General features: G+C 69.5%; 19 protein-coding genes and 1 pseudogene. 10 read left to right on the top strand and 10 right to left on the bottom strand.

Translation table 11 applies throughout. The features are described 5' to 3' along the window. Together ACF08M_RS38345 and ACF08M_RS38350 are read right to left on the bottom strand one after the other, a co-directional pair. Positions 1-287 (bottom strand): annotated as a pseudogene (locus ACF08M_RS38345) (hypothetical protein); the annotation flags it as partial. Between the two features lie 76 nt (positions 288-363). Further along, positions 364-1389: a hypothetical protein gene (locus tag ACF08M_RS38350; protein ID WP_392189929.1), complete on the bottom strand. Its 1026-nt coding sequence runs from the start codon at positions 1387-1389 to the stop codon at positions 364-366. A gap of 660 nt (positions 1390-2049) precedes the next feature. Between ACF08M_RS38350 and ACF08M_RS38355 the strand changes: the two genes are divergently transcribed. Next, entirely contained in the window at positions 2050-2565 is a 516-nt protein-coding gene (locus tag ACF08M_RS38355; protein WP_392189930.1) for a hypothetical protein, read from the top strand. 83 nt (positions 2566-2648) lie between these two features. Here the strand turns inward: ACF08M_RS38355 and ACF08M_RS38360 are convergent, their stop codons facing one another. From ACF08M_RS38360 to ACF08M_RS38370, 3 genes are all read right to left on the bottom strand, one after another. Continuing rightward, a complete protein-coding gene (locus ACF08M_RS38360) occupies positions 2649-2870 on the bottom strand; it encodes a hypothetical protein (RefSeq protein WP_392189931.1) in 222 nt (73 codons plus the stop codon). A 228-nt stretch (positions 2871-3098) separates the two neighbouring features. Next, a complete protein-coding gene (locus ACF08M_RS38365) occupies positions 3099-3593 on the bottom strand; it encodes a DUF6328 family protein (RefSeq protein ID WP_392189932.1) in 495 nt (164 codons plus the stop codon). Positions 3594-3900: 307 nt separating this feature from the next. Next, complete coding sequence (locus tag ACF08M_RS38370) at positions 3901-4101, bottom strand: hypothetical protein (RefSeq protein WP_392189933.1); 201 nt, start codon at positions 4099-4101, stop codon at positions 3901-3903. Between the two features lie 159 nt (positions 4102-4260). Between ACF08M_RS38370 and mobF the strand changes: the two genes are divergently transcribed. Together mobF and ACF08M_RS38380 are read left to right on the top strand one after the other, a co-directional pair. After that, on the top strand, positions 4261-6081 hold the full coding sequence (gene mobF, locus ACF08M_RS38375) for a MobF family relaxase (RefSeq protein ID WP_392189934.1): 1821 nt from the start codon (positions 4261-4263) through the stop codon (positions 6079-6081). Beyond that, positions 6078-6425 carry a hypothetical protein gene (locus ACF08M_RS38380; protein WP_392189935.1) on the top strand — a complete coding sequence of 116 codons (348 nt, stop codon included), beginning with the start codon at positions 6078-6080 and terminating at the stop codon, positions 6423-6425. Before mobF ends, ACF08M_RS38380 begins: the two co-directional genes overlap by 4 nt. 448 nt (positions 6426-6873) lie before the next feature. Here the strand turns inward: ACF08M_RS38380 and ACF08M_RS38385 are convergent, their stop codons facing one another. Next, positions 6874-7185 carry a hypothetical protein gene (locus tag ACF08M_RS38385; RefSeq protein WP_392189936.1) on the bottom strand — a complete coding sequence of 104 codons (312 nt, stop codon included), beginning with the start codon at positions 7183-7185 and terminating at the stop codon, positions 6874-6876. 238 nt (positions 7186-7423) lie between these two features. Between ACF08M_RS38385 and ACF08M_RS38390 the strand changes: the two genes are divergently transcribed. Next, complete coding sequence (locus tag ACF08M_RS38390; RefSeq protein ID WP_392189937.1) at positions 7424-8908, top strand: replication-relaxation family protein; 1485 nt, start codon at positions 7424-7426, stop codon at positions 8906-8908. Positions 8909-9227: 319 nt separating this feature from the next. Here ACF08M_RS38390 and ACF08M_RS38395 read toward each other — a convergent pair whose 3' ends face one another. The 3 genes from ACF08M_RS38395 to ACF08M_RS38405 all read right to left on the bottom strand — a co-directional run bounded on the left by ACF08M_RS38395 (position 9228) and on the right by ACF08M_RS38405 (position 11815). Further along, a complete protein-coding gene (locus ACF08M_RS38395; RefSeq protein ID WP_392189938.1) occupies positions 9228-9443 on the bottom strand; it encodes a DUF6207 family protein in 216 nt (71 codons plus the stop codon). Positions 9444-10007: 564 nt separating this feature from the next. Continuing rightward, positions 10008-10535 (bottom strand): GNAT family N-acetyltransferase, encoded by a 528-nt coding sequence (locus ACF08M_RS38400; RefSeq protein WP_392189939.1) that lies wholly within the window; start codon positions 10533-10535, stop codon positions 10008-10010. Beyond that, positions 10532-11815: an XRE family transcriptional regulator gene (locus tag ACF08M_RS38405; RefSeq protein ID WP_392189940.1), complete on the bottom strand. Its 1284-nt coding sequence runs from the start codon at positions 11813-11815 to the stop codon at positions 10532-10534. Before ACF08M_RS38405 ends, ACF08M_RS38400 begins: the two co-directional genes overlap by 4 nt. Before the next feature lie 164 nt (positions 11816-11979). Between ACF08M_RS38405 and ACF08M_RS38410 the strand changes: the two genes are divergently transcribed. The 4 genes from ACF08M_RS38410 (at position 11980) to ACF08M_RS38425 (ending at position 14375) form a co-directional block, all read left to right on the top strand. Then, positions 11980-12129 carry a hypothetical protein gene (locus ACF08M_RS38410; RefSeq protein WP_392189941.1) on the top strand — a complete coding sequence of 50 codons (150 nt, stop codon included), beginning with the start codon at positions 11980-11982 and terminating at the stop codon, positions 12127-12129. Next, positions 12126-12560 carry a DUF6415 family natural product biosynthesis protein gene (locus tag ACF08M_RS38415; protein WP_392189942.1) on the top strand — a complete coding sequence of 145 codons (435 nt, stop codon included), beginning with the start codon at positions 12126-12128 and terminating at the stop codon, positions 12558-12560. The genes ACF08M_RS38410 and ACF08M_RS38415 overlap by 4 nt, the downstream gene beginning before the upstream one ends. A 138-nt stretch (positions 12561-12698) precedes the next feature. After that, positions 12699-13700, top strand: a complete 1002-nt coding sequence (locus ACF08M_RS38420) for a hypothetical protein (RefSeq protein WP_392189943.1) — start codon at positions 12699-12701, stop codon at positions 13698-13700. A 306-nt stretch (positions 13701-14006) separates the two neighbouring features. Further along, positions 14007-14375 (top strand): hypothetical protein, encoded by a 369-nt coding sequence (locus ACF08M_RS38425; protein ID WP_392189944.1) that lies wholly within the window; start codon positions 14007-14009, stop codon positions 14373-14375. Positions 14376-14867: 492 nt separating this feature from the next. Here ACF08M_RS38425 and ACF08M_RS38430 read toward each other — a convergent pair whose 3' ends face one another. After that, complete coding sequence (locus ACF08M_RS38430; RefSeq protein ID WP_392189945.1) at positions 14868-15077, bottom strand: DUF6207 family protein; 210 nt, start codon at positions 15075-15077, stop codon at positions 14868-14870. Positions 15078-15476: 399 nt separating this feature from the next. Between ACF08M_RS38430 and ACF08M_RS38435 the strand changes: the two genes are divergently transcribed. Continuing rightward, positions 15477-16865: a hypothetical protein gene (locus ACF08M_RS38435; protein WP_392189946.1), complete on the top strand. Its 1389-nt coding sequence runs from the start codon at positions 15477-15479 to the stop codon at positions 16863-16865. 249 nt (positions 16866-17114) lie between these two features. After that, positions 17115-17948 carry a hypothetical protein gene (locus ACF08M_RS38440; protein ID WP_392189947.1) on the top strand — a complete coding sequence of 278 codons (834 nt, stop codon included), beginning with the start codon at positions 17115-17117 and terminating at the stop codon, positions 17946-17948. The last annotated feature ends 53 nt before the right edge of the window (positions 17949-18001 follow it).

The raw sequence follows: 18001 nt of genomic DNA on the forward strand, positions 1-18001 counted from the left end.
CACGAGAGGGCTTCCAACGGGCCAGGCAGAGAGCCAGCAGCCCCTGCGTCTTCGTAGCAGAAAGACCATGTGCCCAAAGAGCCGGCACGCAGTACGGAGCCTTGGACGAAGGCTTGCTCGTAGAGGTCTGCCACTTCAACTCGGGCCTGCAGACGAGGGCGCTGGCTGAAGGTGCCGTATCGCCGCAGCACTTCGGTGACCGTCGCATTCGAGGTGAAGGTGACACACCACAAGGGGCTCTGCGGGTCGGTGACCCATTCCCATGGCGCTGCGTTCTCTGCTGTCATTTGGCTTCGTCCGTAGTCGAGGGAGATGCTCCGGTGACGCGAGTGCCGCCGGAGCATCTCTGGGGCGAGAGATAGATCAGTTGGTGACGGCGATGTTGTACTTCTCAGCATCGAGGACTCGATCGCTCTGTGCGAAGCGTCCCAGAGCCAGGCCGGCGTTGCCGTTCAGCGTGTTGGGCACGTGGCCTCGCGTACAGGGCTCGTCACCCTTGACCGGCTTGTCCGTCCGCGCCTCGTAGATGACCCACTTGCCGTCCTCAAGAAGAGGAACGATATCGGCACACAGGAAGCCGCTGGTGCCGCCCTCATAGGTGCGGGCGAACGGGAACTCGTCGCACGAGTCGTCCGGGACGATGTCGTCCATATAGTTGAAGGGGTCGCCACTGAGTGCACCGCAGGTGTGCTTCCGGTTCTCCTCTGCCGCGTTCTCGTCCGCAAGCCGGGTCAGGGGTGCGCCCCCTCGCAGCGCGTTCTGGGTCCATCCGTAGGTTGCTGCGGCAGCGCCGAACTCTGAGAGCGAGAGGGAGAAGGTGGCGCGGATGTCCGGCACTACACAGCCGGGATTGGCGCTGACCTCGTTGTCGCAGCGGATCGCCCAGGGGTTGTCCCAGTTCACGTTGGGCTGCGTCGGGACGGCGCCGGCCGACGTCACGTACATGTGTTGCTTGGAGGTAATTGTGGTCCGGTTGCCCTTGGCCACCGCAGAGTTGTATGTGACCTTGCCGGTGGCCTGCTGCCCTTGTCCCAGCGTCTTCGCCCCGGCCCACGGCACGGCGTTGGACATGGTGCACGTACCCGTGCAGCTGGCGTCGTAACTGACGTTGAGGTTCTTCACCTGGCCGGTCACGGCTGTCACCTTGACCGTGACCTGCTCATCCCAGGTGGCTTTGCTCGCACTGAGGGCCATGTCGGTCCCGATGTTCATGACTCCAGTGCCCAGTACAGCGCCCTTGTCGCTGTAAAGCGTGTAGGTGGAGACCAGGCCGCTCATACAAATGCCGGAGCGGTTCGCAGTGAACGAGCCAGGCTTTGTGATGTCGCATGTGGCAGCCGTGAGTCCCGGGGCGGTGATCTTTGCCGCCGCGGCCTCGGCAGTGGTCATGGGTCTGCTGGAAAGACACTCGGTTGCTGCCCCAGCCACCCGTGCTCGTGTTTCCCGTGTGGCAGCGTGGCAGGACTCACTCTCTGCCAGATCTCGTGCGCCGCGGGTCACCGGTTCCTCTGGCTGGACTACACCAAGGCGCCTGGGCTCATGCTGGTCTTCATCCGCTGCCGAAGCGGTGCTGGTCGCGGCCAGTGTGGCGACTGTCGCAAGGGTTGCGGCCCCGGCCAGCATTCGATGAATGTGCCTGCGCATCAACGTCCCCTCCCAAACGAGAACTTGGTCGTCAGGTCACCTGCGTGTGGTGATCTGATGAGGACTCTAGGGGGAAGTTGTGAGGGCGCGGTCGACTGCGGCTTGAAATGATCACTTATGTGCTGGACGTTGTCCGAGCCCGCGCTCTTGCATGTGCCACCTATCCCCGATAGCTGTCAACTCGGCGACGCAGAAGGTGCGGCGGCGGGCACGACAATCCTGTCCACGATCCGGGGCTGGAACACCGAGACCGGCGAGAGCCCATCCGTCCGGCAGATCGGCTAGAGGGGTGGCCTGTCCAGCACCAGCTCCGTCGCCTACCAGTTCGACCGCCACGAAGCCCGCGGACTGATCAGCCGCACTGGCCACCGCTGGCGTTCCTGCCGCCTCAGCACCTGACCGGTCATGGGGTACGAAGAGATGACCGCGTACGCGATCGGTGAGCTGCTGTCTGCACGCGCAGACGCTCCCAGCATCGGCAAGAAGGCAGCCGGCGCCCTCAACCCGATCACCAAGGACTACGGCGCAGAGACCTCGGTTGCCGTCCACGAGACCATCAAGGACGCCACCGGCAAGACCATCACCGTCAAGGCGATCACCGGCATCGTCCAGCAGCTCCCCCGCGAGGAAGAGCAAGAGCTGACGCAGAATGAGCTGACTGCCCTGGTCGGGGAAGTCGCAGCCAACCCGCCTCGGACCGGCCAGGAGAACCCGAAGATTGAGGGCCGTCTCTCCGCCCTGGAGACTCTTCGCAGCGCCGTGACGCAGCTGGAAGCCGCGCACCGAGCGCTGGCCCCGGCCACCATCAAGAAGGCACTCGAACAGGACCCGGACGAGACCGCCAAGGTTCTGGCATCAGCCAAGAGCACTGCGGACAAGGCCGCCGTGCGGGCCAGCGCCTCTCTTCCGCGACCGGCGTGAGCTGAGCGGGAACGAACAGACGGAGGGCCGGTTTCCCAAACTTCGGAAACCGGCCCTCCGTCGTGATCCCGACAGCCGGACCGTCAGCTCTGAAACTCGGTGCTCGTCACGCCGTAGAACGTGGGCTTGGCGGGACGGACCTCGGACTGTTCCAGGGTGTCGGCCAGCTTGACGAACCCCTCGCTGCGCCGGACGACGTTGAGGAACTTGCCCAGCGCCTCCTTGTCCTCCCACAGCGTCTGTGCGGTGCTGATGATCAACGACTTCAGGTGATCCGACTCGGTCACGGCCTCGTTCGCTGCCACGGTGTGTCCTCCTGGTCATCGGAACGATCAGCCAACCAACCGGCGGCCCGCGCCCGCAAGGTGGCCTTCGGCCCGAGGCCTGTGACGATCGAGTAGCTTCCGATCCGGCGCCATACAACGTGGCGGGCGGCGCTGCCGGGCCGCATCAGAACTGCACGCGGTCCTCGTGGATGGGGGCCAGGACCGGCGGTCGGCCGACACCACGTCGGCGGGATCCTGGCGAGCGCGTCAAGGGGTTGGGTGGCGTAGTGCCCTCGGGAGGATGAACCACAGGCCGGTGAACATGACGAGCGTGGCGGCCGTGATCGTGACAGCGGCGGTCCGGCCGAGGACGACATCCATGAGCAGGAGAACAGCGCCGTTGAGCGCAAGGGCGAGGAAGACCAGGCCGATTTCGGCGAGCTGCGCGGACAGAGCGACAATCCGGACCTTGACACCCCGGTGGAACAGGCCACGGTGCAGTGCGACCGGAGTCGCGAGCACTGCCGAGGAGACCACCGTGAGCAGCAACGTCACCACATATGTGGTGCGTTCGAAGGTATCGAGGTGCGGAAATTGGCTGGTGAAGGCCATGCCGAGGAGAAAAGCGAAGACGATCTGTACACCGGTCTGCACGACCCTCAGCTCTTGGAGCAGCTCGACCAGGTTGCGGTCAGCGCGCTCCGCAGGCGTCTCCCGGCCAAGCGGAGACAGACCACCACCACCCGGCGGGATATGAGACATGAGGCTCATTGTTATCCGACCGCACGGTCACATCACGCGGCGCACCGCATCACGTCTGAACGGGCTAAACACTTTTGTATGACGATCACGGCCCTTGACCTCACCGGCAGGGACCTGCACCGGGCGCACCATTGCTACTCGTCCGCGCTGTGCAGCCCTCGATGCAAGGTCGCTCTGACCTAAGCAAGACCCCAAGCAGCCTGGAGCTGACGCATGCAAGGTCAATCCGTACCGGACACAGGCGAAGCAGGTGTGGCTCTGAAAGAAGCGTGGCTGACCGTCGCTGCGCAGTATTCGCACGACGTCGTCAGGCGACGCCGCCGGGCGGCAGCGGCATCGCCTCCTTCCACTGGACGAGGTGGAGCTGGTGGCAGCCGGCGGGGCACCAGCGGTCCTGGACGTCCCCTCGTTGCGGGAAGGGCGACTGGGCGCTGAGGACCAGGTACACCACCTCTGTGGTGGGCGCGTGGCAGAGGGCGCAGGCAATTCCGGTTCTGGTCGTATGCATGCGGCGGACTGTGCACATGCCGGCGGCTTACCGTCTCGGACTGACCGGACGGCCCGCCTGGCGGGCGCTGCGGTAAAGACTTGGCGATGCCCTCCCGCCCGGCGGGAAGGACCCCGGATCGCGCTTCTTCGCACGTCAGCACCGGGGTTCCATGGCCCGATGATCAGCCAAACGAAGATCCGCCCGGGAGACGGGCGCTATCTCTTCCGCGGCGTGATGGTCGGAGACGGCCACCGTGCTGCGGGCACGTCGCTGCGCGCCGCCCAGGACGAAGCCGGTGTCCCGCCCGGGATCTGGAAGGGTCGGGGCCTGGCCGCGGTCGGCCTGGTGGCTGGGGACGTGGTGACCGAGCGGCAGGCCGAGCTGCTCCTGAGGGAGGGCCGGCACCCGGACGCCGACCGGATCGAGCGCGAGCGCCTGGCGGAGGGCAAGAGCCCGGCGCAGGCGAGGCGGGCGACCGTGCTGGGCAGGCCCATCGAGCACAACCGCTCACCCAAGACCGACAAGGCCAAGGGGCGCATCCCCTGGCTGGGCATGCATCTGGTGTTCCGGCCCCCGCCGACGGCACACATCGCGTGGGCCCTGATGGGTCACGAGATCCGCCTGGTGCTGGAGCTGTGCCAGGACATCGCCCGGGACAAGACACTGGAGTGGCTGGAGGATGCGGTCGCACAGATCCGCTGGAAAGGCGGCGGCAAGCAGCGTGCCCGGGTCAAGGACGGGCTGATCGTCGCAGTCTTCCGGCACTACGAGTCCAGAGCTGCCGAGTCGAAGCCCCTTCTCCACGATCATGCGCTGATCTCGATCCGCGCCCGGCGCCCCGACGAGAAGGGGACGTGGGGCAACCTGTCGGCGGACACGCTGCTGACTCACATCGTCGCGGCCGACACCCTCTACGTACTGACCTTCATGGAGGAGGTATCCGCCCGGCTCGGGTGGGCCTGGGAGCCGCGCGAGGTGACGCCCGGCCGACGGCCCGTCATGGAGATCTCGGGCATCGACCAGCGGCTCATCAGCTGGCAGTCGACCCGCCGCCAACAGATCGAGGACGCGCTGCCCGTCCTCACGGCCAAGTACGAAGAGAAGCACGGGCACTCGCCGGGGGAGCGGGCCGCCTACGCGCTGGGCTGCCAGGCCGCCGACCAGACGCGCCCGCCCAAGCGCACGGAACTGCTGTCGCTGACCGAGCTACGCAAGCGATGGCGCGACTCAGCGATCCGGGCCTACGGCGCCGACGTCGTCGACCGGCTGGCACAGCGGGCGCGGGCGGCGGCCGCGGCGGTGTGGTCGCGGGTGCGGCCCGTGGTCGACATAGCGCTCGCGGCCGTCGACGTCGTCGCCGTGGTCTACGTGATGCGCGGCGCGTTCAAACGCCACCATCTGCTCGCCGAAGCCCGACGCCACCTCGCCTACGTCCTGCGTGGCCGACCCCACGAGCCGGGCCTGGACGAACAGATCGTGCAGACGGTCGTCGACGACTACACCCGCCCCGTCGGGCGCGGCCGGATGATGACCGCCGACCTGTCCGCCCTGTACCCGCGCGACACCGAGGACCAGGCCGTGCTGCGCCCGCTGACCCGCAAACGGGCGGCCTCGCCGTACGAGCGGGCCCGCCTCGCCGCCGACGCCCTGGCCGCCCGGGTCCACGCGGTGCGCCGTGCGGAGCGCCTGGGCTCCCGCGCCCGACCGTACGCCGTCGCCGTGCCCGCCGCCTCGAGGTCGCATCCGCGGCCGTTCCGTACCGGCCCGAAGGACGGCCGCCTCCTAGAGCCGGAGACCGGCGTCGACACGGTGGAGCAGACCCGCCGGACCTTCGAAGCCGCCGTGAAGTTGGCCGCCAGGCTCCAGGACGGCAAGCGGGAGCGCGCCGTCGCCCACGGCCCACGGCCACAGCCCGCCCCGGCGACGGCCCCGCCGCCGCACACCCAGCAGCCCGGCACCCAGCACACACCGGGCCGGACCACAGGAGGAGTCGCATGAGCGCCCCGGAAGAACGCCCCAACCCCGATGACGCACTCGCACGCGCCCACGCGGCCCGCGCGAAGATGGCCGCCGCGCTCAACGAGGACCAGGAGCCCGAGCCCGACGAGCCCCTGGGGTGGCAGCCGATCTGGAAGCGCCCCCGGAAGCCGAAGTCCAGGGCCGCGAAGAAGGAGGAGCTGCGCAAGCAGCGGCGGCGACTCCAGGACGCCGGGAAGCGCCGCCTCGCCGCCGAGCAGTCGCGCCGGCCGCGTTCCCGGCAGAGCCGGATCGGCAACGCGGCCGCGCGCCGCGACGCCCGCGCCCTGTCCCGGGTGCGGCACTCCACCGCCTGGCTGTGGTGACGATGCCGGGCACCGTCCACCGAGTGGGCTCCACCCGGTGGACTCCACTCCGGTGCGCCGGATGACGATGGACGCCACCGTGGTGCGCACCGCGATGGTGCGCCGCCGCGCCCGGTGCGCCGCACCACCCGACGATGCCCGGCACTCTCGCGCGCCCGGTGCGCCGCACCCGCGTCCATCGTCGGCCGACCCCTTGTCCAGCTCCGCTACACCCCCTTGTCAGGTCTGCTACCGAGGACGTTTTCCCTTGCCACAAGCGGTTTCGGCTGGTGATCAGGTCGCGGTCAAGGGGGTGCGTGATAGAGGAGCCCCGGCCGCCCGGCGCGCCTGGTGTGGTGCGGCGATGCCGATGAAGCGCACCACGGTGGGCAGTGCGGTGCGGGAGGCGGTGCACGGCGGTGGTGCGGTCCCGATGCACGCCACCGCGCCACCGCCGTCCCGGGGCGCCCTACGCGATGGTGGGGCGCACCGGGCGCGAGCCGGCCGGTGCGGGGTGCGCATCGAGGGCCTGGCTGAAGCCGACGGCCTCCAGGGCGAAGGAGTCGTCGCACGGATCCGGGTCGATGCCGCACAGGGCGGTGACCGGAACGACGATGCGCTCCGCAGCATCCGCGAGCAGTTCGGGCATCCGCGGATCGGCGCCTGCGAACCCGGCGGCCGCTTCGGTGTCGCCGGCCTCCACCGCCCGCAGGTAGCTGAAGGCGCTGAGCACCGCGTCCGGCGTCATCGGGGCGAGCGGCGCGGTGGGGTTCTGGAACATGGACGGCTCCTCACGTTCGGGCCGCCCCGCTGATCGTGGCGGCCTCGAAGACACCCTCGAGCTGCGGCCCTGTGGACAGAGTCCAGCCGCTGACGGGGGAGAGTTCTCCCCCTCCGGGTTGATCACGATGCGGTTACGGCGGGGAGGTTTTCCAAGGTCGGCGTCACACACGAGCCGAAAAGTGGACCTGTAGAAGGTGAATGGCGGGATAGGCCCGCCCCACCTCCAGGAGCACCCCGTGGCGAGCATCGCCGACGACCCCGAGCAGCAGCCCCTCGCCCCCACCGGAGAGGCACCCTCCGTGGCCCCCTCCATCACCCCCTCCGCGCCCCGTCGCCAAGGACCGGGCGTTTCCGCAGGTCAGGCACAGCGGACAGGGGGTCGGCGCAGCGCCGACAACCCTCATGTAGATGTAGCGAGGCGTCCTGAGCACCGGAAGAATTCGACCGAGCCTCGACGCCGGGAGCTCCTGCAAGCGCTCGGGATCTTCCAGCGGGCTACGCCCGACCAGCTGTGGAAGCTGACCCGTCCGGACAACCAGCACGACAAGCTGACGCGGGACAACCTCCTGGATCTGGAGGACCACCACCTGGTGAGGATCGAGACGGTCCGGGACGACCAGCGGCAGGTGTGGGTGCTGACCAAGCGCGGACACGGCGAGGCGAAGCAGCTGCTGGAGCCGAAGGGCATACGGGTCTCGGTGCTGCGGGAGAAGAAGTACGACCCGGTCACCGGGAAGCTGCTCGGTGCCAGCTACGACGACCACGCCGCGGCGGTCACCTCGACGGCCGCCGAACTCCATCGTGCCGGGATCGGCCACCGGCTCGGCTTCCAGACGGAGATCAGGCACCGGCTCGCGGACAGCTACGTGCAGCGGGCGGACCTGGTGGTGCGGGCGCCGGAGGCCGGGGTGCCGGTGCTGCTGCTGGAGATCGACCGCCGCAGCGAGGACGCGCACGACCTGGTCGTCAAGCTGCGCCGGTACTGGGAGTGGGGCCGGCTGCTGCCGAAGGACGCGGACAAGCGAACCGTGGAGGTCGCCCGGTCGCGGCCGGACGCGATCGAGCACGTCGACCACGAGCAGCGGCTGTGGCGACGGGTCTACCCGCCGACCGGCAGGGAGGGCCTGGTGCCCCTCGCGTTCGTGTTCGCGGACACCACAGAGGCGAAGGTCGACAACACGGTCGCCGTGCTGGAGGAGGCCGGCCGCCGCTACTGGGCGCCGCGCCGGTACGACTCCCTCTACCGGAACGCGGTCACCGCGCGGGACTACCGCCAGGCGGTGCCCGTCGTCGTCACCACCCTGGAGCAGCTCCAGGAGCACGGCGCCGACGCGGCGGTGTGGCGGCGGCTGGGACGGGACGGCGAGCAGACGCTGACGGACGCGCTCGACAACCCCGACGGCCACGCCCTCTACCTCGCACAGGAGGCCCGCGCCGACGCACAGGACAAGCGGCGCCGCGCCGCGCAGCGGGAGGCGGAGCGCCCGGTGTGCACGCGGTGCGGGCGCAAGTTCACCGACGAACGCTGGGAGGAGATCACCGTGCACCGGACCGCCGTACGGGCCGGGGACAAGTCGGTGTGCGGCCCGTGCCGCGCCGACGACGTCGCCCGCGAGGAAGCCGCCGCCGAAGCCGCCCGCCGCCAGGCCGCCGCTCCGCCGGAGCCGGAGGGCAACCAGGAGCCGGGACGGGGCCGCGGCTGGTTCCGCCGGCGTACCTGACCGCGACGCACGCCGGGCAAGCCCAAGGCGAGCCTGGGCAAGCCGCCCGGACACCGGCTTGCCCACCCCGGCCGGAGGCGCTCGGGCCAGGCGACGTCGGTCACGGCCATCCCAGGGATTCCCGGCGAGGCCGCGGCTGACCGATGACGGGTGACCGATGACCGGTCACCGTCTCGGTCGGGAGTTGCATGGGCCGGTCACGACGCTGACGTGCTATTTGACCGATCGCGGGAGACAGGCCGGTTACGCCCGGCCCTCCGATCGGCCACAGGTCCCGCTGGGCAAGCTCTCCGCGAGGAGGCTTGCCCAGGGCCTGCGGCTACGGACCGCCCCGTCCCGGGCGCAGGACGTCGGCATAGATCCGGGCCCGCACGCCGGGCTCACCGGGATCCCGGCGCACCGGGCCGATGCCCGAGGTCGCCCAGCGCTCTTCCAGCGCGGCCATGACCGCCCGGACGGTGCCCTCGTCCCCGCCGGTGATGTCCAGCACCACCAGGCCGGGCTCCGCGATGTGCTGCTCGTCGATCGGCTTCATGACCGCTGCGACGGCGAGGGGAACCGAGGCGGTTCGCCGACGGTCCCGGCGCCACCCGCACGAGGGATGAGAACCGGGTTCCCGCTGCGGGCATCGCCCGGCAGGACGCTCTCGCACTGTCGGGGCGCGGCCCCGGTGGCCAGGGCCGCGCCCCGTACTTCCGACATACTCCGCGGCCAGATCTTTGCTCGGCGGAGGGAAGCACGGGCCGGTGCTACGCCTACAGCAGGAAATCGACGGCGCAGCTGATGCGCTTCTCGAGAGATCCCGACGGCAACGTCAGGCAGCCGGGAGAGTTGCACCGGAAGGGGGCTGGACAGTTGTCTGCACGGTTGCACCAGACGGGGGACCGGAGATACTGCCGGAGGTGTGAACCCCCGAGAATGGTGATCTTCCATTCGTGCAGGTCAGATGCCGTGGGCAAGCCTCCTTCGGAAAACGACACCTCTTTCCTCGCGATAGCCGAGGGAGAGGTCTATCCGTATCCCGGGGGCTGGCGGCCGCGTGGACATGTACCGGTATGGCGCGGGAGCGGATCCGGTGGACGGGCCGTCGCGGGTCGGGCTACGTACTGGGGAGGCCGCGGAGCATGACGGCGTAGAGGGGGGAGTCGGGGAAGGGCTGGCGTTCGCCGATCTTGTGGTAGCCCCATGTTTCGTAGAGGGCTTGGACGCGGGGGTGTGTGGTGTCGACGAGGAGGGTGGCCAGCTGTTCGGGGCGGGGGGTGAGGAGGGTGTCGTGGAGTCGTCGGGCGAGGCCGGTGCCGCGCCATTTCGGGCGGACCATGAGTTCGGACAGGGCGAAGGTGGTGCCCGGGGTGGGGGTGGGGGAGAGGTGTCCGCGCCAGGTTTCGCGGCCGAGGTCGGCGGTGGCGCCGTAGGCGAAGCCCGCGGGCTGGTCGGCGTCGAAGGCGATGACGCAGTCGAAGGAGGGCCTGGCGCCCCAGTGGTCGACGAACCAGGCGAACTTCTCTGTCTGGTGGAAGGGGTCGTCCATCTCGGCGGCGTAGGCGTCGGCGTGGACGTCGAGGAGTATCTGCCGGATCGCGGGCAGATCCGCGTGGCCGTAACGGGCAAGGGTGCAGTCGGTCATGTGCGGCTCCAGTGGGTGCGGTAGCGGTCGGCCCACTCCCGGGCGACGGGCGCGTTCGGGGCGGTGGTGATCAGATCGCGGTGGAAGTCGCCGAGCAGGGTCCGCAGCCGTCCGGGCAGGGCGGCATCGCCCAGGAGGGGGAAGATGCGGGCGGTGGTGGCGGTGGCCTGGTCGAGGTCGCCCTGGTGGAGCTGGGCGAGCGCGAGCCGGGCGGTGGCGAACGCCCGGTTCCGGGCGAAGACCTGGGGCAGGGCGGTGAGCGCGTGGTGGGAGGCGGCCTCGGCGGCGGGGGAGTTACCGAGGCGGTCGTGGACGATCGAGGTGATGGCGTGAAGCTCGGCCCGGCCGTAGAACGCGATCCAGCTCGGCCGCGGGCGGGCCGGATCGGCCTTGGCGAGTGCCTTCTCGGCGTGGTCGAGGGAGCGCATGGCGGGTCGGTGGTCGCCGAGGTGGGCGTGGGCGATGGCGATCCGCGCGTGCGCGAGGCTCGCGAACAGCGGGTCACGACGGGCGGCGGCCGTGGCCCGGGCGGCCTGGCCGGCCGCGAGCGCCTCGGCATGGGCGCCGCGCTGGTGGGCCAGGATCGCCACCGAGTTCCACACACGCATCGTCGCGGCCGGATCCTGCGCCAGTCCGGCCAGGTGCAGGGCCCGTTCGTGCAGTGGCTGGGCGCGGGAGCTTTGACGGGCGTCCACGCACGACCAGGCCGCGGTCGCGGTGTAGTCGGCCGCGAGGGAGAAGAGCTGCTGCCGGATGCGTTGGGTGGCCGGCTTCTCCTGGAGCGCGACGGCCTCCTGAGCGCCGGCGAGCGCGGCCCGCTCCAGGGTGTCGTGGCCGCCCCGGGAATCGTCCAGCACCATGAGAGCGTCGAGCTGCTGCCGCAGCCGTAGCACATCACCCCCGCCAACCCCCGCCACCGGCGGGCCGAGAACCGCAGCACCCGCCGAGCCGGTTGTCAGCGCGAGGAAGGAACGGCGGTGCACAGGATCCTCATCCTCCACGGGCGCGGGCTTCTTCTTGCGACGGTCGGACGGGGCGAACCCTAAGTCCGCCACGGCCAGCCCGCTGACCTCCTCCAGCGCGATCCGGTACTTCTCCTGCGGCCAGGACGTCTCACCCGACCGCCACTTGTGCACCGTGATCTCCGACAGCCCCCGCCCCGGCCTGGACCTCCGCGTCAGATCCCGTACGACGTCGTCCAGTTCCTTCGCGAGCGCCGGCGCCGACCACCCCTCGCGCTCCATCCAGGCGACGAACGCCTCGTTCCGTGCACGTGCCATCCCCTCACGGTAGAGCCACGCCCCACCCCGCCGAAGGTCAACGGATAGTCAAGTTGCTAGGGCGGCGGCAAGCAGAAACCGCAACTTCGCTATGCACCCCGCCCCGGCCCGCACGGTTGTCTGGAACAAGACGCCGACAACCCGCCCCCGAGGGGAACAGACACATGCCCGACACCCACCCCACCCAGCCCCCGTCCGGCCACGGCTACGCCCGCTTCCTCACCCCCACCGGCCCGGCCGCCCCGGACACCGGCACCGACTCCGGCGACCACGACCAGGACCACAACCAGGACGACGGGGTGGGGCACCGGTGAGCGACAGGTACCTCGTGCTCCACGATCCCGACGGCCCGCTCGAGGCCGAACTCCCCCTGGACCGCGCCCCGTACGAAGCACTCGTCACCGCCGTCCTCGCCTGGAAGGACCCCGACCTCGAGCCCCATGACTACGAACAGCTCGCCCTCCAACTCGCCGGACACGCCCGCGCCGTGGCCGACGACGTCCGCCGCCACGCCGCCGCCCTGCCCAAAAGCGACGGCCGCGGCGCCCTCGCCGAAATCGTCCTCCAGGAAGCCGACCGACGCCTGTCCGTACGGCCCAAGGGCACCATCCGCTGCGTCCAGAACCGCGCCCGTCTCGTACGGGCCCTCTACGAGCGGCTGGACCGGCTGGAGGCCGCGCCCCGCCCCGGGAAGGGCTGCACCGCCCGTCGGCTGACCCGCGCTCCGCGTCTGCCGCCAACGTGAGCCCCGGCGGTCCGGTCCGCCGCCGCTGAACAAGGAGGCCGACCGGCTTCTCCCCGGTTCACGTCCAGCGCCGCGAGGGCAGTGAGCTGGACCGTTAATGGGCTGCGGCGATCGCCGTAACTTTCCTATGGTTACGGTGTGGCATCAAGTGATTACATTCTTAAACTTGTACGGCAGGCGCTGGACGACTTCGACGACAAGCCCCTGGACGTCTCGGTCCGGCGCGCTGTACGGATCGCCAACCTGGTCGGCGACACCAAGTACGCGATCCGCCTGTCCCTCGAGCTACGGCCTCCTGGGGGCGATCGGCAGGGCAACGGCGAGGTCTCCCGCATGCTGATGGCCGACCCCTCTACCTGGGGCACTGCCGCAGGGCCCGCCGAGCAAGCGGTCAACCAGTACCTGAATGACCGCAGGATCACGCAGGACGGCGAGGGGAACGTGGACGCTCACTCACTGGCGGAGATCGAGTTCTGGGACAAGGAGTTCCGTGAGCTCAAGGCGGACGGTGAGCGTTTCGACTACCCGAGCAACCTGGCGACCAGGCAACGGGCCAACCAGATCGTCGCCCGAACTCGCCACCTGACGTTCGCCCTGCTCTGTTCCTGGGAACGCCGCTTCGGCTACACCAGCATCAACGAGTCAATCTTCGGCGGCTACCGTGTCAAGGTGGACAAACTGCTGACTGAAGGCGTGCCCGATCTCCTTCAGCAGTTCAACGCCGTCTACCGGCGGCTCCAGGAAGCGTCCGACACTTCTCCCGACCGGGAGACCGCGGAAGAGCTGTCGCAGGCCATCACGACGTGCCGCCGCATCCTTAAGGCCGTCGTCGACCACGTCCTGCCGCCCCAGGACCAGCCGTCGGCCACGGGCCACCCCCTGGACGACGCCCACCACCGCCACCGGCTCTTCGAGTTCACCAGGAAGGCAATCGAGAGCAAGTCGAGCAACAAGCTGACCGACGCCATGATCACTGGCCTATACGACCGGTTCGTAGCTGTAGACACCATGACCAACAAGGGCGTCCACGCCGCGGTGGCCTTCGAAACTGCCCGCCTGTGCGCCCTGAACACCTACATCGTCTGCGGCGAGATCATCAGCCTCCACAACCTCCAGGGCGACCCCCCGGACGCCAGCTGACCAAAGCGGGCCGCTGCACCCCCGGCGGCCCGCCCAAGAGGCAGAACGATTGCAGCTGCCGTCGAGTGCGGCACCATGCCTGATCGGACCGAACGAGCCATATGGCTAATCTGTGATCTGGAGCGGAACCGACGCCGCCCCGAGACTGGGCTGGTGGACTCTACGCTCTGGGTCGCTGTCTTTACTGGCGGAACTGCCGTTCTCACAAGTTGGGTGACAAGTCGAGGGACGGCCCGCGCCGCCCGTATCCAGGTCGAAGCCTCCTCAAGAGCTCAACAGCTTGACCACATACGTGAAGTGCGCCGCGTGGCCTATGCCGATGTGATCGGGCGCGCACATGAGACGGCGGAACTTCACTTCCAGGTGAAGGGTGCGCTCACGGGGCCGGACGAGGATCTGGTGCAGCGCATCGAGGAGCTCCGCGGCGAGTTGCGTGTGGCCTTCGATCCTCTGATGCGTTGCATCCGCCTCGCCATCCTGGAAGGGCCAACGCGTGTGGCTGAGGCCGCAGAAGCGCTCGGCAAATCGGTAGTCACAGCCAACAGGGCGCTACACCCCCTGGAACAATCAGACGAGGGCGCACAGACCGCGTACGGGATATCGGAGGCCGAGTTCCACTGTCAGCTGGAGAGGTTTACTGACTCGGCCCGCGAGGCACTGTCGAGCATCCAGTAGCCTCGCCAGGCGCGCGGCGCTCGCCGGCTGGCCCTTGAGACGCCCGGCGTGCCAGTAGGACCCTGTGGCCTTGACGCCTGCGCCGCGGCCCGGGACGGTCGTTGCCGCGAGGGAGAGGAGCCGCTGCCGGGTGCGCTGGGTGGCTGGCCTCTCTTGGAGCGCGACGGCTTCTCTCGCGCCGATAGCGTGGCCCATAGGGCGTCCGTGGCCGCTCCGGGGGTCGTCCAGCACCATGAGGGTGTCGAGGTGCTGCCGCAGCACATCACCACTGCGGGCCCCTGCCACCGGTGGGCCGAGAACCGCAGCGCGCCTTCCAGCCGCCACCGACATCGTGCCCCAGGGCCGGTATTCCGGCTGCGGGTACCGTAGTGCAGGTGGACGGGGTTCCTTTCACCTTCCGGTGAACGTTCTTCACCCCCGGCACCTCGTGCCCCGGGAACCAGTGAGCTCTGGCCCCGGGGCGCTGCCGTTGTGAGGCAGGCGGTTACACAGCTACCCGGTCGGGCCGGGGCGGCGCACGTCGGCATACACCCGTGCCCGGACCCCGGGTTCCCCCGGTAGGCGCCGTACTGGTGTGACCCCGGAGGTTGCCCACTGCCGCTGGAGGCCCTCCATCACCGCGCGCAGAGTGCCCTCGTCCGCGGCGGCGATGTCCAGGACCACGAGCCCCGGCCCGGCAATGTGCTGCACATCGATCTGCATGCCCCACCAACGGCCCCGACCACGCTGGCGGTTTGCCGACCGGACAGAGACCCTCCGTACGAGGGAACCCGGTCACCGACCGCCCAGCAGGTTGAGCACTCAGCTGGTGTCCTGCGTCCGATCTGTCGGCTGCCCTACCAGCTCGGCCGGTTTGAGCCCGAGGGTGTTTTCCAGCAGCCACTGGTGTGCGGGGACCAGCTGGTTCCCCCCCCGTACCGCTGCGCGCTCACCCAGCGTCCGAGGTCTTTGCCCTGGGCGACGGCATCCCCCTGCAGTCGTGGGGCCGGCTTGCACGTGGTTCTGGGTGAAGGGGGGATATGGCTGGTTCTGAGTGGCGGTGAGGGTGCGGCCCATAGGCTTCTGTCAGGTCCATGTGACGAAATGAGGGGGAAGGTTCTTATGGCGACGACAGAGTCCGAGCATGGCCCGGCAGGGGTCATCACCACCGTGGCGGGCACCGGGCGGCAGGGGTTCAGCGGGGACGGCGGCCCCGCGCTCCAGGCACAGTTGGATTTCCCGTCCGGGATGGCGGTGAGCCCGCAGGGCGATCTCTACATCGCCGACGACAACAACAACCGCGTGCGCAAGGTGTCGGCGAGCGATCAGACCATCACCACTGTCGCGGGCAGCGACGAGCAAGGAAGCGGTGGTGACGGCGGCCCCGCGACCCAGGCGGAACTGCGCGTACCGGACGGTGTGGCGCTGGACGCGCTGGGCAACCTCTACATCACCGAATCGACCAACCTCGCGGTGCGCAAGGTGTCGGCGAGCGATCAGACCATTACTACCGTCTCGCGCGGGCTGCGGGACTACAGCTCATCGATCGAGCCGCACGCGGTGACGGTGGGTCCGCAAGGAGACATCTACTTCGCCGACTCCAAGACCCACCAGGTGGGCAAGCTGTCGGCGGCCGACCGGACCGTCACCACCATCGCGGGCACCGGAGAGTACGGCTACAGCGGGGACGGCGGCCCTGCGGCCGCCGCCCGGCTCTGCTCGCCGCACGGGGTAGCACTGGACGCGCAGGGCAACCTCTACATCGCCGATACGGGCAACCAACGGGTGCGGAGGGTGTCGGCGAGTGACGGCACCATCACCACCGTCGTCGGCACCGGAGAGTATGGCTTCAGCGGCGACGATGGTCCCGCGACGCAAACCCACATCTCCGCGCCGGACGGCTTGGCGCTGGACGGGCAGGGCAACCTCTACATTGCCGACGGCTACCGGGTGCGGAGGGTGTCGGCGGGCGACCAGACCATCACCACCGTCGCCGGCACCGGAAAGCGGGGCCACAGTGGTGACGGCGGCCCCGCGACCCAGGCGGAGCTGGACGTGTACGGTGTGGCGCTGGACGCGCAGGGCAACCTCTACATCTCTGGGGGCCACGTCGTGCGGAAGGTGACGTTCACCGCTTCGAAGCCGAAGCCTCCGGCCCCCGCGCCGGTTGTGAAGGTCCGCGCGAACCTTTCAGGTGTGGGTGCCTGCAACGGCCAGAAGGCCGCGGCAGGCTCCGCTTTCGCCAACCGGCTCACGGTGAGCGCCCGCGACGCCGACAACGGCTCACCGCTCGCGGGCCTGCACGTGGTGTTCACCGTTTCCGGTGACACCGGATCCCACTTCCCCAACAACGCCGTGAGCGTGGAGGTGGTCGCCGACGCTCAGGGCACCGTCACCGCCCCCGAACTCACCGCGGGCCCCACCCCGGGCCCGGTGACCATCAGCATGGAAGCCCGCTACAACCCGGGCAGCAACCCGGCCCACTACCAGGCCGAAGTCACTCCCGCCTGACCCGGGAGCCCTTCACCCCGAACACGGCTCCGCACCCCTGCCACGCGCACGGGGTGCGGAGCCGCCTGCGTCACCCTGGTAGAGGGGACGGGGCTCAAGCTGTTCGGCCCGCGTGATGCCGACGGCCGTCGGCATCACGCAGGAGCTGTGCGGGGCGGGCCCCAGAGGGAAACCCGGGTGCGCGGGAAGTCCGGCTGCTCAGCACGCGTCCGTTTCGAGGACGACGACGGCTGAGAGGAGAACGCCCTGGTGAACGTGCTGGACCAGGTCCTGGCGCGCTACGCGGCGCAGCTGCCGCTCACGATCCGGCAGGTCTGGTACTCGCTGATCTCCGACGGTGTGCTGGTCAAGGAGGAGCGCACCTACAAGCAGACGGTGGAACTCCTCGGTATGGCCCGCCGCTCGGGCCGTATCCCGTGGGAGGCGCTGCGTGACGACACCGAGATCCGCGCCGAACCCGTCGCCTACGACGGACCTGACGACTTCAGGGCCGGGCTGCTCCAGGCGGCGCTGGACTACCGGCTGGACCGGCAGGCCGGCCAGCCGGTGCGGCTTGAGATCGTCTGCGAGACAGCCGGGATGGTTCCACAGCTTGTCGCCGTCGCCGACCCGTACGGCGTGCCTGTGTATTCGGGCAGCGGATTCAACGGTCTGCCGGCGAAACGGGGAGCAGCGCTGCGTGCGGCTGCTGACGGACACCGCGCGGTGAGGGTGTTCGTCGTCTCCGACTGGGACCAGAGCGGGGTTCACCTGTTCTCCGCGCTGGCCGAGGATGTCACCGCCTTCGCTGCCGTGGACGCGCCGGGAACGGAGGTCGTCTTCGAGCGCCTGGCGGTGACCGAGCAGCAGATCGCCGACTACGGGCCGCCCACCGCGCCGCCGAAGGTCAGTGACCACCGCTCGTTCAGCGGCACCTCCACCACCCAGGCCGAGGCCCTGCCGCCCGACGTCCTCGCCGCCGTGCTCAAGGCCGCGATCACCTCCCACCGGGACATGCGCGTCCTGGCGGCACTCCTTGAGCGTGAGGAAGACGAACGCCGCCGACTTCTTCAGAGCCTCGGATACGACCCTGACGCCGGCTGAACCGGTGCGCCGGGGTCAGCCGGCCCGTGCGTCGCTCGTCCGGGTCGGGTGCC

Origin of the sequence: Streptomyces sp. NPDC015032, assembly GCF_043080425.1 — a bacterium.
Lineage (GTDB): Bacteria > Actinomycetota > Actinomycetes > Streptomycetales > Streptomycetaceae > Streptomyces.

Coding starts and splice junctions, on each gene's coding strand:
- ACF08M_RS38365 (WP_392189932.1), bottom strand. CDS start 3,593: ATGTCTCATATCCCGCCGGGTGGTGGTGGTCTGTCTCCGCTTGGCCGG.
- ACF08M_RS38385 (WP_392189936.1), bottom strand. CDS start 7,185: ATGTTCCAGAACCCCACCGCGCCGCTCGCCCCGATGACGCCGGACGCG.
- ACF08M_RS38350 (WP_392189929.1), bottom strand. CDS start 1,389: ATGACCACTGCCGAGGCCGCGGCGGCAAAGATCACCGCCCCGGGACTC.
- ACF08M_RS38395 (WP_392189938.1), bottom strand. CDS start 9,443: ATGAAGCCGATCGACGAGCAGCACATCGCGGAGCCCGGCCTGGTGGTG.
- ACF08M_RS38355 (WP_392189930.1), top strand. CDS start 2,050: ATGGGGTACGAAGAGATGACCGCGTACGCGATCGGTGAGCTGCTGTCT.
- ACF08M_RS38370 (WP_392189933.1), bottom strand. CDS start 4,101: ATGCATACGACCAGAACCGGAATTGCCTGCGCCCTCTGCCACGCGCCC.
- ACF08M_RS38435 (WP_392189946.1), top strand. CDS start 15,477: ATGGCGACGACAGAGTCCGAGCATGGCCCGGCAGGGGTCATCACCACC.
- ACF08M_RS38400 (WP_392189939.1), bottom strand. CDS start 10,535: ATGACCGACTGCACCCTTGCCCGTTACGGCCACGCGGATCTGCCCGCG.
- mobF (WP_392189934.1), top strand. CDS start 4,261: ATGATCAGCCAAACGAAGATCCGCCCGGGAGACGGGCGCTATCTCTTC.
- ACF08M_RS38410 (WP_392189941.1), top strand. CDS start 11,980: ATGCCCGACACCCACCCCACCCAGCCCCCGTCCGGCCACGGCTACGCC.
- ACF08M_RS38430 (WP_392189945.1), bottom strand. CDS start 15,077: ATGCAGATCGATGTGCAGCACATTGCCGGGCCGGGGCTCGTGGTCCTG.
- ACF08M_RS38405 (WP_392189940.1), bottom strand. CDS start 11,815: ATGGCACGTGCACGGAACGAGGCGTTCGTCGCCTGGATGGAGCGCGAG.
- ACF08M_RS38380 (WP_392189935.1), top strand. CDS start 6,078: ATGAGCGCCCCGGAAGAACGCCCCAACCCCGATGACGCACTCGCACGC.